We start from the raw sequence: 12,481 nt of genomic DNA, 5'->3' as shown, positions 1-12,481 counted from the left end.
TGTGCGGACGTGCAGCCGAAGCTGACTTCGGGGAATTGCGCTACCTAAACGCGGCCCGGTTAAAGGCCGGCGCGCACTATACCGGAAATCGCTGAAAAAGGGAGCTTTTTTTATCGTAAACCGCAGGTAAACGCCTCTGCATCAAAGGCTTTGCGCATCCAGGCAGCAGGGTCTATTTTTCAAAGGCCCGGCCCTGTTGGTCATGACGCTTAAACGGTTCACCCTTAACAGCGGGCCCTTCGGTCCGAAACCTCCCTTTGCGCCCGAGGGCACACCCCATGAACCAAGCCACCAACAGCCGCGTCAGCCGTGAACAGCAGGGTCATATCCTGTTGCTGGGCCTGGATCGCGTGGCCAAGCGCAATGCGTTCGACCTGGAATTGCTCAATGATTTGAGCCTGGCGTATGGCGAATTTGATCGCAATGAGCAAGCGCGGGTGGCCATTGTCTTCGGGCATGGCGATCACTTTACTGCCGGATTGGACCTGGCCAATGTGGGGCCCACGATGGCACAAGGCTGGCAACCGCCGTTGGGTGGTTGTGATCCGTGGGGCGTTTTCGCGGGGCCCCGGGTCAGTAAGCCGGTGATTGTTGCGGCTCAGGGGTACTGCCTGACCATTGGTATCGAGTTGATGTTGGCGGCGGATATCAATCTGTGTGCCAGCAATACCCGGTTTGCGCAGATGGAAGTGCAGCGCGGGATTTTTCCTTTTGGGGGCGCGACGTTGCGCTTTCATCAGATCGCGGGGTGGGGGAATGCCATGCGTTGGTTGCTCACGGGGGATGAGTTTGATGCCCATGAAGCGCTGCGGTTGGGGTTGGTGCAGGAGGTGATGGCCAGCGAGGATTTGTTGCCCCGGGCGGTGGCGCTGGCAAACCGCATTGCCCAGCAGGCGCCGCTGGGGGTGCAGGCCACGCTGATGTCGGCGCGCCAGGCACGGATCGAGGGGGAGACCGCGGCGGCGGCCGGGTTGCCCGTTTTGGTGGAGAAACTGCTGAATAGTGAGGATGCCAAGGAAGGTGTACGGGCGATGGTCGAGAAGCGGCCTGGGGTTTTTAAAGGTTGTTGATTGTGGAGGGGGCTTGGGGCGGGGTACATATCCGTTATTTAGGTAACGGCCACTATTGGTTCCGCTCTTACAGCGGCTCACTTTTGAAAAGCGCAAAAGTAAGCAAAACGCTCTTGCCCCACCACTCGGCACCTCGCTTAGGCTCGGTGTGCCCTCACTCCGGCTTTGGACCGTGGGCCGCCGTCATGGGCCATCCTTGGCCCAGGACGGCTAACCCGGCGTCCTGCCGGGTTACCCACGCTCCAAAGCCTGCGTTCGGCCAGCGTGGTTTAACGGGGCGCCTAAGATCAAAATCAAGATCAAAAGCCAGAGCACAGCGGCCTACCGGCCGGCTTGAGTGTTGAAGAGCAAAATCAAAATCTAAAGCGGGCACGGTCAAATGTGGGAGCTGGCTTGCCTGCGATGGCATCAACTAGGTGTATCTGAAAAACCGAGTTGTCTGCATCGCAGGCAAGCCAGCTCCCACAGAAAAGCAGCTCTGTTTTCGCTCTGGTCTTTGCTTTTGCTTTTAACACTCAGGTCGGCTTTCAGGCCGCCGTGCTCTTGCTTTTGATTTTGATCTGCGGGCCCCGTCAACCACGATGGCCGCAAGCAGGCACGGTGGAGCGGGTAAACCGGCAAGGATGCCGGTTTAGCCGCGCCGGGCCATGGATGGCCCGTCGCGGCGGCCCGCGGAACCGGGCCGGAGTGCGGGCATGCCGAGCCTAGGCGAGGCACCGAGTGGTGGGGCAAAGACCTTTTGGTTACTTTTGGGGCGTTTGCCAAAAGTGACCCGCTGTAAGAGCGGAACCATAAGCGGCCGTTACCGCAGCAACGGATATGTACACAATCAAAACCCTACGTAGCCGGCCGAATCGCCTTGATCAGCGACTGCAACGAATACCCCAACCGCGGCGCCAACGCCTCAGCCCGCGCAGACAACGCCGCCACATCGAGCACCTGATCCAGATCCGCCGGCACCAGCAAAATCACATTCCCCTCCTTCACCGGCAACTCCCAATAATGCCGGTGATACAACCCACGCAACAACGCCGCCCCCAAAGGCTTCCCATCATCCGTAGCCCACTGATTAATCACCAACCACCCCCCCGGGTTCAGCTTCTTCTGGCAATTCTCCAGAAACGTCCAGGCCAGGTGCCCAACCCCAGGGCCAACATCCGTATACAGGTCGACAAAAATCAGGTCCGCCGACTCAGCCGAAGGCAGCAATTCCAACGCATCCCCAACGCGGATATACAGCCGAGGATCATCATCCAGCCCCAAGTACTCAATGGCCAGACGCGGCACATCAGGCCGCAGTTCGATGGCTTCCACATCATCCAAAGGCAGAAACTTCAGGCAAGCCTGGGTCAACGTCCCAGCGCCCAAGCCCAGGAACAACGCACTCTCCGGCTGCTCATGGCACAACGCCCCAATCAGCATCGCGCGGGTGTAGTCATACTCCAACCAGCTCGGGTCAGCAGTAAACACACAACTCTGCTCGATGGCATCGCCAAACTCGAGAAAGCGGTAGTCGGCCACTTCCAGCACGCGGATCATGCCGAAGTCATCATGGACCTCGGCCAGCAGGCGCTCGACGCGCTCCTCAGACATTGCAACTCCTAACGGCGTGCCAACGGGAAAGCCGGGATTGTGGGCGAACCGGCGGCAGCAGGTCACGTACTAATTGCTGATAACATGACGGCCCGACCGCAAATCACTCGAGTTCATGATGAGCCAACCCTGGAGCCCCGACAGCTGGCGCGCCCTGCCGATCCAGCAACAACCCCAGTACCCTGACGCCGCGCATTTGTCGCAGGTCGAGCAAAACCTGGCGAGCTATCCGCCGCTGGTGTTTGCCGGTGAAGCCCGTGAGTTGCGCCGTCAGTTTGCCGAGGTGACCCAGGGCCGCGCCTTCCTGTTGCAAGGCGGCGATTGCGCCGAGAGTTTTGCCGAGTTCTCGGCGGCAAAAATCCGCGACACCTTCAAGGTGCTGCTGCAGATGGCGATTGTGATGACCTTCGCTGCCGGCTGCCCGGTGGTCAAGGTCGGGCGTATGGCGGGCCAGTTCGCCAAGCCGCGCTCTTCCAACGATGAAACCATCGACGGCATCACCCTGCCCGCCTACCGCGGCGATATCGTCAACGGCATCGGTTTCGACGAAAAAAGCCGCGTGCCGGACCCGGACCGCCTGCTGCAGTCCTACCACCAGTCCACCGCCACCTTGAACCTGCTGCGGGCCTTTGCCCAGGGCGGTTTTGCCGACCTGCACCAGGTGCACAAGTGGAACCTGGACTTCATTGCCAACTCCGCCCTGGCCGAGAAGTACAGCCAACTGGCCGACCGCATCGACGAAACCCTGGCCTTCATGCGTGCCTGTGGCATGGACAGCTCGCCGCAACTGCGCGAGACCAGTTTCTTCACCGCCCACGAAGCGCTGCTGCTCAACTACGAACAAGCCTTCGTGCGCCGCGACAGCCTGACCAACGACTATTACGACTGCTCGGCACACATGCTCTGGATCGGTGATCGCACCCGCCAACTGGACGGTGCCCACGTCGAATTCCTGCGCGGGGTGAACAACCCGATCGGGGTCAAGGTCGGCCCGAGCATGAACCCCGACGACCTGATCCGCCTGATCGACATCCTCAACCCGGACAACGACCCGGGCCGCCTGAACCTGATTGCGCGCATGGGTGCCAGCAAGGTCGGCGACCATCTGCCCAACCTGATCCGCGCGGTACAGCGCGAGGGCAAGCAGGTGCTGTGGAGTTCCGACCCGATGCACGGCAACACCATCAAGGCCAGCAGCGGCTACAAGACTCGGGACTTCGCGCAGATTCTCAGTGAGGTGAAGGAGTTCTTCCAGGTGCATGAAGCCGAAGGCACTTACGCCGGCGGGATTCATATCGAGATGACCGGGCAGAATGTCACCGAGTGCATCGGTGGCGCACGGCCGATTACCGAAGACGGGTTGTCGGACCGCTACCACACCCACTGCGACCCACGGATGAATGCCGATCAGTCGCTGGAATTGGCATTCCTGATCGCCGAGACGCTAAAACAGGTCAAGCGTTAAAAGCTCTACCCGCAACCGTGCCGCACTGGCCCGCTGGCAATTGAGCTGTATCTGCTCAAGCCCGAGCCAGTCGGCCATCTGCCGCAGATTCAGGGCCAGCGCGCGCATGCCCTCCTCGCCCAGCCCCGGCTCTTCCTCGTGAACGGCATGCACCGCCAGGCGTCCGGCCGCCCGCTCCGCCCGCAGATCCACGCGCGCGGCAATCCGCTCGTTGTGCAGGAACGGCAGCACGTAGTAGCCATATACCCGCTTGTCCTGGGGCGTGTAGATCTCCAGGCGATAGCGGAAATCGAACAACCGCTCGGTACGGCTGCGCTCCCAGATCAGCGAATCAAAAGGCGATAACAGTGCGCTGGCAGGCACCTTGCGCGGGACTTTTGGCTCGGGCAGGCAATAGGCTGGCTGCTTCCAGCCCTGCACGTCGCAGGTGATCAATTGCCCATCCTCGACCAGCTCCGCCAGGCGCCCACGGCTGTCGGCCAGGTCCAGACGGAAGTAGTCGCGCAGGTCTTTTTCAGTGCCCACCCCCAGCGCCGTGGCGCTGTGCAGCAGCAAACCGCGTTGCGCCTCTGCCTCGTCCAACGGGGCTTGCTGGAGAATGTCGGCCGGGATCACACGCTCCGGCAGGTCGTACAAACGCTCAAAACCCCGCCGCCCGGCGACGGTCACCTGGCCGGCGGCGAACAACCATTCCAGCGCATGCTTTTCATCGCTCCAGTCCCACCACGGGCCGGCGCGCTCCTCGCGGGTCGACAAACTGCCCGCACCCAGGGCGCCTTGTTGTTCGACGATGCCCAGCACCCGGGCGATGGTGGCCTGCTGCTCGCGACCAAAACGCGCCATTTGCTGATAGATCCCCTGCCCCCGGGCCGCCCGTTCCATGCGCCAGCGCATCAATGGGTACAGCGCCATTGGCAACAACGACGCCTCATGCCCCCAATATTCGAACAGCGAGCGGCGCCGCCCCGAACTCCAGGCGGCCTGTTCTAGAATCAACGGAGAGTAATGCCCCAGACGGGAAAACAGCGGCAGGTAGTGCGAACGCACCACCGCATTTACCGAATCAATCTGCAACACGCCCAAACGCTCAACCAGGCGATTGACCTGCGCCGCCTTGATCAACGCCGGCGGCTGGCGCCCGGAAAAACCCTGGGCGGCCAGCGCCAGGCGTCGCGCCTGCTTGAGGGAAAAGGACAGTTCTGCGGGCATGGGCATCTCCTTGTGTGCTCGCGAACCACCCTACTGCATCCCGAGTCATTTTCGCAGCGGGTCTTCCCAAAAATGCCGGCGGCTTTCCTGCTCGACATCGCCACGGTTGAGCCCGATGTCCTTGAGCGCCTCATCGCTCATGCTCATCAACAGCTGACGCTCACGGTGCACGGCCATCCACCGGGAACCCAGTTGAAGCAGCCCGGAAAACGGCCGCTTCGCCATCAGTACAAAGCCTCTTTGACCTTTCATCATCTCGCCCTCCAGTGGGGATGACTGAAGTCTGTGCCTGGCGCTATGATCAATCCAACGAATGTTTCTTATGCAATACATCTCGGAGATTGATCAATTGTCCAGCTACCCGAGTATCGACACCGAGGTGCTGCGCACCTTTGTCGCCATCGCTGATCAAGGGGGCTTTACCCGCGCCGGCGAGCAGGTCAACCGCACCCAGTCGGCGGTGAGCATGCAGATGAAACGCCTGGAAGAAGATGTGTTGCAGCGCAAGTTGTTCGAGCGCGATGGTCGCCAGGTGCGGCTGACTCCGGAAGGCCAGGTGCTATTGGGCTATGCCCGCAGGATCCTGAAGCTGCACAGCGAGGTGTTCAACACCCTGCGCGAGCCGCACATGGTCGGGTTGGTGCGCATCGGCACCCCGGACGATTACGTGATGCGCTACTTGCCGGGGATTCTCAAGCGCTTCTCCAAGGCTTACCCGCTGATCCAGATTGAAATGCACTGCGAGTCGTCGCCGGTGCTGATGCAGCGCCGGGACCTCGACCTGACCGTTATCAGCCGCGAACCGGGAAATGAAATCGGCGAACTGCTGCGCCATGAACGCATGGTGTGGGTGGCGGCGCCGTGCTTCTGCATGGATGAGCACAGCGCCCTGCCCCTGGCCATTTCCGGCCTCGACAGTTTTTGCACGCAGTGGGCACGCGCCGCGCTGGACGCCCAGGGGCAGGAGTACCGACTGGCGTATCACAGCTCCAACGGGGCCGCGATCCTGGCAGTGGTGGGTGCCGGCCTGGCCGTCACGATCAATATGGAAAGCCTGGTGACCGAAGACCTGCGCATATTGGGCACAGCGGACGGTTTTCCGCCGCTGCCGTCGGTCAATCTGCGATTGTTGCGCAACCCGCGTACCACCTCGCCGATTACCGAATGCCTCGCCGAATACATCCTCGAAGGCTTCAAACTTTAAACGTCAGCATCACCGCACACACCGCCAGGAACCCGCAGAACAGCCCGCGTAACATGCGCTCCGGCATGGCGTGGGCGACTTTCACGCCCCAACTGATACTGAGCAAACCGCCGACGGCCAAAGGCACGCCGATCAGCCAGTCCACTTCGTGGTGCCAGGCGTAGGTCACCAGGGTCACGCTGGTGCTCGGCAGCGCCAGGGCCAGCGACAGCCCTTGGGCCACTACCTGGCTGGTGCCGAAGATGCTGGTCAGCACCGGCGTGGCAACCACTGCACCGCCCACCCCGAACAAGCCACCCATGGAGCCCGACGCCGCGCCCAACACCCCAAGCCACGGCCAGGAATAACGCATCTGCGCTGACGGCGGTGCATTGTGGGTAAACATTCGCAGCAGGTTGTAGGACGCCAATACCAGCAGAAACGCGATAAAACCCACCCGCATCACGTCAGCATCGATCCCCACCGCCCAGATCGAGCCCAGCCAGGCGAAGGAAAAACCCATCACGCCCAACGGCAGTGCATGACGCAATTCAATCCGGTTGCGCTGGTGATAACGCCACAACGCCAGCATCACATTCGGCACCACCATCACCAGGGCCGTGCCTTGGGCGATCTGCTGGTCGAGGCCGAAAAATACCCCCAGCACGGGAATGGCAATCAGCCCGCCGCCGATGCCGAACAAGCCACCGACCGTGCCCAACGCTACGCCCAGCATTAAATACAACGCTAAATCTGCCACCCGCTCGCTCCTGCTGTTCCCAGGCCTTGCATGCTACGCAGTCCGCTCTGGTGCGGAAACGCACAGCAACGCACAATGGCTGTGCCAATCTCGCACAAGCAGACGCTGATGAACCCCAATACATTGACCGATCAACTGAGCCTGTTTCTCGACGTACTGGAAGCCGGCAGCTTTTCCGCAGCCGCGCGCCGTCACCCGCTCACGCCCTCGGCCGTGGCGCGGCGCATCGACAGCCTGGAAAGCTCGGTGGGTAGCCGGCTGTTTCAACGCAGCACCCATGCGGTGGTGCCGACGCCCGCCGGCCTGGCGTTTGCCGAGCGCGCCCGGCGGATTGTCAGCGAGCTGCAACTGGCGCGGGCCGAAGCGGTGTCGCTGAGTCATGCGCCTGAAGGCTTGATCCGCGTGGACGCACCGGCGGCTTTCGGCAGGCGGCATTTGGCGCCTGCCATCGCTGACTTTCTCAATGTCTATCCGGGACTGGACGTGCACCTGCACTTGATCGACAGCTTTGTCGACATGCAGGGCGAGCATCTGGGCAAGGTCGACCTGGTGCTGCGGGCCGGGCATATCGTCGACACCCGGCTGATTGCCACGCCACTGGCCAGCATTGTGCGCATCGCTTGCGCAAGCCCGGCCTACCTGAAAAGCCGTGGCACGCCGACCCATCCCAGCCAGTTAAGCGAGCATGACGGCCTGGATTGGGAAGGCCTGGCACCGATGTTCGCCTGGCGTTTTGAGCTCGATGGGCGCAAATCCACCTACCGCCCGCAGCGCATTCGCATGAGCGCCAATAACGCCGAAGCCCTGCTTTCAGGCGCGCTGGCCGGACTGGGTGTTGCGCACCTGCCCACCTGGCTCGCCAGTGAATACCTGGTGCGCGGTGAACTGGTCCCGCTGTTCTGCGAGAACGGCCTGCCGACGCCTGAAACCGCGGGCATCTATGCGCTACGCCTGGAGCAACACGCCAACGCCCGCAGCCGCTTGTTGCTGGAATACCTCAAGGCGCGCTTCAGCCCTGTGCCGCCCTGGGACCTGGCACTGCAAAGCGGCCTGGGTTGACCGGCCGGACAGAATTGTCTGGCGCGTTAAAGATTTGCCCGCTAGATTCGAAACCAGACACGTTTTAAGGCACTGCCATGACCAAGCCCCTCGATACCTGCGAATCCTTGTTGCTCGACAACCAGCTGTGTTTTGCCCTGCATTCCACCTCGTTGTTGATGACCAAGGTCTACAAACCGCTGCTGCAAGCCCTCGGCCTGACCTATCCGCAGTACCTGGCCATGATGGTGCTGTGGGAAGAGGATGGCTTGACCGTAGGCGAAATCAGCAATCGCCTGCTGACGGATCCCGGCTCCCTGACGCCGCTGCTCAAGCGCCTGGAAGCCGAAGGCCTGCTCAGCCGCACCCGCAGCCGCGAAGACGAGCGCGTGGTGGTGGTTGAATTGACCGAGGCCGGGCGCGCCCTGCGGGACAAAGCCATGGATATTCCACAGTGCATCCTGGGCGCCAGCGGGCTGGACATCGAGCAGTTGCGCAAGCTGCAGGGCGATTTACTGGCACTGCGAAAAAACCTGCAAGTCTCCCTCTAAAGGCACCACGCATCAAAAAATGTGGGAGCGGGCTTGCTCGCGAATGCGGTGGATCAGTCAATGCATCTAGTGACTGTCACACCGCATTCGCGAGCAAGCCCGCTCCCACATTTGTTTGTGCAATGCCTGGCTATCAAAGCACGCAAAATATTTTCCAAATATATCTTGCGCACTAATTATTAGCGCGATACATTCACCTCGCCACTTACTTAGCGCACAAACATTTAGCGCAAACACTGACGAGGAAATCACCATGCAAGCTCTCTACACCGCAGTAGCCACCGCCACCGGCGGCCGTGATGGTCGTGCTGTTTCCAGCGACAACATCCTCGATGTAAAACTCTCCACGCCAAAAGAACTGGGCGGCGCGGGTGGCCAGGCCACCAACCCGGAACAACTGTTCGCCGCCGGTTACTCCGCCTGCTTCATCGGTGCCCTGAAATTCGTCGCCAGCCAGACCAAACGCAAAATCCCGGATGACGCTTCGATCACTGCCCACGTCGGCATCGGTCAAATCCCCGGCGGTTTCGGCCTGGACATCGACCTGCACGTCAGCTTGCCCGGCCTGGCCCAGGACGACGCGCAAAGCCTGGTCGACGCTGCGCACCAGGTCTGCCCTTACTCCAACGCCACCCGTGGCAACGTCGATGTACGCCTGCACGTAACCGTCTGACCCACGCGGTTTTTTGGAGAAGAACATGAACACATTTGGCAAAGTACTCACCGGCACCCTGCTCGCCTTCTCGATCACCAATGCCTTTGCGGCCAGCGGTGACGTGGAGCACAACACCCAGGCGTTTCTCGATGTACTGAACGCCGGCACCGGCAAACCGATGGAGCAACTGACGCCCAGGGAAGCCCGTGCGGTGCTGACAGGTGCACAGTCAGGCGTGAAACTGACGCTGCCCAAGGCCGACGTGAGCCAGAAGACCATTCAGGTCGATGGCCAGCCGCTGAGCCTGACCATCGTGCGTCCGGCCGGGGTCAAGTGCACATTGCCGGTGTTCATGTTCTTCCACGGCGGTGGCTGGGTACTCGGGGATTTCCCGACCCACGAGCGCCTGGTGCGTGACCTGGTGGTGGGGTCGGGAGCGGCGGCGGTGTTCGTCAACTACACGCCATCACCTGAAGCGCACTACCCGGTGGCGATCAACCAGGCGTACGGGGCAACCAAGTGGGTGGCCGAACACGGCAGCGAGATCAACGTTGATGGCAAACGCCTGGCCGTCGCCGGCAACAGCGTCGGCGGCAACATGGCAGCGGTGGTCAGCCTGATGGCCAAGGACAGGGGCACTCCGTCAATCAAGTTCCAACTGCTGTTGTGGCCGGTGACCGACGCCAACTTCGACACCGGGTCCTACAACCAGTTTGCCGAAGGCCACTTCCTGACCCGCAACATGATGAAGTGGTTCTGGGACAACTACACCACCGACACCAACCAGCGCGCCGAGATCTATGCGTCGCCCCTGCGGGCAAGCACCGCGCAGCTCAAGGGTTTGCCACCTGCGTTGATTCAGACCGCAGGCTCGGACGTGCTGCGTGACGAAGGCGAAGCCTATGCCCGCAAGCTGGATGAAGCCGGTGTACCGGTGACCGCCGTACGCTACAACGGCATGATCCATGACTACGGTTTGCTGAATGTCGTCAGCCAGGTACCGGAGGTTCGTTCGGCGCTGCTGCAGGCGTCCGAGGAGCTGAAGCAACACCTGAAGTAAAAACCGGCACCCACAAAAAAGCCCGACTGATGGTCGGGCTTTTTTTATCGTACCGGTGGCGCAGGAATTACTTCTTGGCGCGACCTTTGTACGAACCACCTTCACGGGTGTCGATCTCGATCAGGTCGTCGATTTCGATGAAATCGGCTACTTGCAGTTCGGTACCGTTAGCCAGCTTGGCAGGCTTCATCACCTTGCCCGAAGTGTCGCCGCGAGCGGAACCTTCGGTGTAGGCAACCTTACGCACGATAGTGGTCGGCAGCTCTACGGAAACCAGACGGTCTTCGAAGAAGATAGCTTCGCAGACGTCTTCCATGCCTTCTTCCACGAACGGCAGAACGGCTTCGATGTCTTCAGCGTTCAGCTCGTACATGGTGTAGTCGGTGGTGTCCATGAACGTGTAGGTGTCGCCGCTGATGAAGGACAGGGTCGCTTCTTTGCGGTCGAGGATCACGTCGTCCAGTTTGTCATCGGCGCTGTAGACGATCTCGGTCTTGTAACCGGTCAGCAGGTTCTTCAGCTTGGTCTTCATGATTGCGCTGTTACGACCAGACTTGGTGAACTCAGCTTTCTGAACCAGCCAAGGGTCGTTTTCGAGACGGATCACTGTACCGGGTTTCAGTTCTTTACCAGTTTTCATTGCGAATATCCGAAATTTGGATGGGATTTACAAAAATCAAGGTCGCGTATCATATCCAATTTACATAAAACTGTACCAGCGCCGTCGCAAGATCGGTCCGCGAGCCTTGTTCCAGAGCCCATTTCTCGGCGTTCGCGGTCACTTCCGGCCAGTGTTCCAGCAGCATTTTCCAGCAAAGTGCCATATCGCCATCAGCGTTCCAGGCCTGCCAAAGGCCGACCAACGCGACTTTCGCAGCCGGAGACAGACCTTCGGTATACAACTCAAGGAACGCATCGAGCTTGTCCAGGTGAATGTCTTCGTCCTGGCGATAGATATGCCACAACAGTGGCCGCCCGGCCCATTGCGCCCGCACGAACGAGTCTTCGCCGCGCACGGCGTTGAAGTCACAGCACCACAACAGCCGGTCGTATTGCTCCTGGCGCATAAACGGCAGCACTTGCACGGTCAACCCGTCGCGCCGGTGCACATCACCTACTTCCAATGACTCGACCCCCAGCCAGCCCTGCACATCTCCGAGGATCCGCCCTTCCGGCACCAGCAGATGAGTGGCGCGCCCATCGGCCGCCAGCACGTCAAGCCAACTGGCCAGCCCGGCGTTTTCATAGGCGAACAACGACATCATTCGCGCACCGTCCACCGGGAAAACCCCAAGCGCCTGCAGAAACTGCTGCCGGGCGGCGGCGTCTTGCTGGAAGGCATCGCGCTGTTCCAGCAGCCCCGCCTCACGCAATAAACCGCCGGTGCCGGGACGGAATCCGGGAAAGAAGAAGTACTTTTGCACGCCCTTGAATTTCACCGAGGGCAAACCGTGGCAGCCGACCACCCAGTCTTCGGCGCTCAGGTAATCCAGGTTCATCCACAACGGCGTGCGGTCGCGTGCGGCCATCGCTTCCATGTAGCCAGGCGGCAATTGACAGGCGAACGCAGCGATCACCACGTCTGCCGCGTCGGTCGCCGGCCAGTCGGAGGGCCAGTAGCGCACGTCGACGCCCTCTTGCCATTGCTGGTGCACCTGCACATCAATCTCGGGGCACATGCGTTCGAACGCCCGCAGGTCATCGACCCACAAGCGCACCGCACACCCTTGTTCCGCCACCAATTGCCGGGCCAGGCGCCAGGTCACGCCGATGTCGCCGTAGTTATCGACGACGCTGCAAAAAATATCCCAGCGGGCTTTCATTCCGGGCTCCAACGCTCAAAGGCTCGATTGTCCGTATAAATGCCTCGATACAGAAGGGTTGATCGCGATTATTC

Annotated in this window: 13 protein-coding genes; 7 read left to right on the top strand and 6 right to left on the bottom strand. The window is 60.8% G+C overall.

Annotation, left to right across the window (positions count from 1 at the left end; all coding sequences use genetic code 11):
* Positions 1–278 precede the first annotated feature (278 nt).
* Positions 279–1,070 carry a crotonase/enoyl-CoA hydratase family protein gene (locus tag QF039_RS05730; RefSeq protein WP_134326003.1) on the top strand — a complete coding sequence of 264 codons (792 nt, stop codon included), beginning with the start codon at positions 279–281 and terminating at the stop codon, positions 1,068–1,070.
* A gap of 837 nt (positions 1,071–1,907) precedes the next feature.
* On the opposite strand, the gene QF039_RS05725 is transcribed toward QF039_RS05730, so the two are convergent.
* The gene (locus tag QF039_RS05725; RefSeq protein ID WP_087693646.1) at positions 1,908–2,663 is read right to left on the bottom strand and encodes a spermidine synthase; all 756 of its coding nucleotides are present in this window, start codon (positions 2,661–2,663) and stop codon (positions 1,908–1,910) included.
* Positions 2,664–2,781: 118 nt separating this feature from the next.
* Here QF039_RS05725 and QF039_RS05720 point away from each other — a divergent pair, with 118 nt between their 5' ends.
* Entirely contained in the window at positions 2,782–4,128 is a 1,347-nt protein-coding gene (locus QF039_RS05720) for a class II 3-deoxy-7-phosphoheptulonate synthase (protein ID WP_087693647.1), read from the top strand.
* Here QF039_RS05720 and QF039_RS05715 read toward each other — a convergent pair.
* Together QF039_RS05715 and QF039_RS05710 are read right to left on the bottom strand one after the other, a co-directional pair.
* Entirely contained in the window at positions 4,108–5,337 is a 1,230-nt protein-coding gene (locus QF039_RS05715) for a winged helix-turn-helix domain-containing protein (protein ID WP_307517138.1), read from the bottom strand. The genes QF039_RS05720 and QF039_RS05715 overlap by 21 nt on opposite strands.
* A 45-nt stretch (positions 5,338–5,382) precedes the next feature.
* Positions 5,383–5,589, bottom strand: a complete 207-nt coding sequence (locus QF039_RS05710; RefSeq protein ID WP_003218685.1) for a DUF1127 domain-containing protein — start codon at positions 5,587–5,589, stop codon at positions 5,383–5,385.
* A gap of 70 nt (positions 5,590–5,659) precedes the next feature.
* On the opposite strand from QF039_RS05710, the gene QF039_RS05705 reads away from it, so the two are divergent.
* A complete protein-coding gene (locus tag QF039_RS05705) occupies positions 5,660–6,541 on the top strand; it encodes a LysR family transcriptional regulator (protein ID WP_023659060.1) in 882 nt (293 codons plus the stop codon).
* Here QF039_RS05705 and QF039_RS05700 read toward each other — a convergent pair.
* A complete protein-coding gene (locus QF039_RS05700; protein ID WP_087693650.1) occupies positions 6,531–7,280 on the bottom strand; it encodes a sulfite exporter TauE/SafE family protein in 750 nt (249 codons plus the stop codon). The two genes, QF039_RS05705 and QF039_RS05700, sit on opposite strands and share 11 nt — an antisense overlap.
* 108 nt (positions 7,281–7,388) lie before the next feature.
* On the opposite strand from QF039_RS05700, the gene QF039_RS05695 reads away from it, so the two are divergent.
* The 4 genes from QF039_RS05695 (at position 7,389) to QF039_RS05680 (ending at position 10,584) form a co-directional block, all read left to right on the top strand.
* Positions 7,389–8,339, top strand: coding sequence for a LysR family transcriptional regulator (locus QF039_RS05695; protein ID WP_008437773.1), 951 nt, complete (start codon positions 7,389–7,391; stop codon positions 8,337–8,339).
* Positions 8,340–8,416: 77 nt separating this feature from the next.
* Entirely contained in the window at positions 8,417–8,869 is a 453-nt protein-coding gene (locus tag QF039_RS05690; RefSeq protein ID WP_003218693.1) for a MarR family winged helix-turn-helix transcriptional regulator, read from the top strand.
* Between the two features lie 253 nt (positions 8,870–9,122).
* Positions 9,123–9,542 (top strand): organic hydroperoxide resistance protein, encoded by a 420-nt coding sequence (locus QF039_RS05685; protein ID WP_003218695.1) that lies wholly within the window; start codon positions 9,123–9,125, stop codon positions 9,540–9,542.
* Positions 9,543–9,567: 25 nt separating this feature from the next.
* The gene (locus QF039_RS05680) at positions 9,568–10,584 is read left to right on the top strand and encodes an alpha/beta hydrolase (protein ID WP_307517137.1); all 1,017 of its coding nucleotides are present in this window, start codon (positions 9,568–9,570) and stop codon (positions 10,582–10,584) included.
* Positions 10,585–10,651: 67 nt separating this feature from the next.
* On the opposite strand, the gene QF039_RS05675 is transcribed toward QF039_RS05680, so the two are convergent.
* Together QF039_RS05675 and earP are read right to left on the bottom strand one after the other, a co-directional pair.
* On the bottom strand, positions 10,652–11,224 hold the full coding sequence (locus tag QF039_RS05675; protein WP_003218698.1) for an elongation factor P: 573 nt from the start codon (positions 11,222–11,224) through the stop codon (positions 10,652–10,654).
* 49 nt (positions 11,225–11,273) lie between these two features.
* Positions 11,274–12,407 carry an elongation factor P maturation arginine rhamnosyltransferase EarP gene (gene earP / locus QF039_RS05670; RefSeq protein WP_307517136.1) on the bottom strand — a complete coding sequence of 378 codons (1,134 nt, stop codon included), beginning with the start codon at positions 12,405–12,407 and terminating at the stop codon, positions 11,274–11,276.
* Positions 12,408–12,481: the final 74 nt, after the last annotated feature.

This window comes from Pseudomonas sp. W2I6 (assembly GCF_030815935.1).
Classification (GTDB): Bacteria; Pseudomonadota; Gammaproteobacteria; order Pseudomonadales; family Pseudomonadaceae; genus Aquipseudomonas.
This window is presented reverse-complemented; position numbering and strand designations above follow the sequence as displayed.

Coding starts and splice junctions, on each gene's coding strand:
- QF039_RS05730 (WP_134326003.1), top strand. CDS start 279: ATGAACCAAGCCACCAACAGCCGCGTCAGCCGTGAACAGCAGGGTCAT.
- QF039_RS05705 (WP_023659060.1), top strand. CDS start 5,660: ATGCAATACATCTCGGAGATTGATCAATTGTCCAGCTACCCGAGTATC.
- QF039_RS05710 (WP_003218685.1), bottom strand. CDS start 5,589: ATGAAAGGTCAAAGAGGCTTTGTACTGATGGCGAAGCGGCCGTTTTCC.
- earP (WP_307517136.1), bottom strand. CDS start 12,407: ATGAAAGCCCGCTGGGATATTTTTTGCAGCGTCGTCGATAACTACGGC.
- QF039_RS05690 (WP_003218693.1), top strand. CDS start 8,417: ATGACCAAGCCCCTCGATACCTGCGAATCCTTGTTGCTCGACAACCAG.
- QF039_RS05685 (WP_003218695.1), top strand. CDS start 9,123: ATGCAAGCTCTCTACACCGCAGTAGCCACCGCCACCGGCGGCCGTGAT.
- QF039_RS05695 (WP_008437773.1), top strand. CDS start 7,389: ATGAACCCCAATACATTGACCGATCAACTGAGCCTGTTTCTCGACGTA.
- QF039_RS05715 (WP_307517138.1), bottom strand. CDS start 5,337: ATGCCCGCAGAACTGTCCTTTTCCCTCAAGCAGGCGCGACGCCTGGCG.
- QF039_RS05675 (WP_003218698.1), bottom strand. CDS start 11,224: ATGAAAACTGGTAAAGAACTGAAACCCGGTACAGTGATCCGTCTCGAA.
- QF039_RS05720 (WP_087693647.1), top strand. CDS start 2,782: ATGAGCCAACCCTGGAGCCCCGACAGCTGGCGCGCCCTGCCGATCCAG.
- QF039_RS05680 (WP_307517137.1), top strand. CDS start 9,568: ATGAACACATTTGGCAAAGTACTCACCGGCACCCTGCTCGCCTTCTCG.
- QF039_RS05725 (WP_087693646.1), bottom strand. CDS start 2,663: ATGTCTGAGGAGCGCGTCGAGCGCCTGCTGGCCGAGGTCCATGATGAC.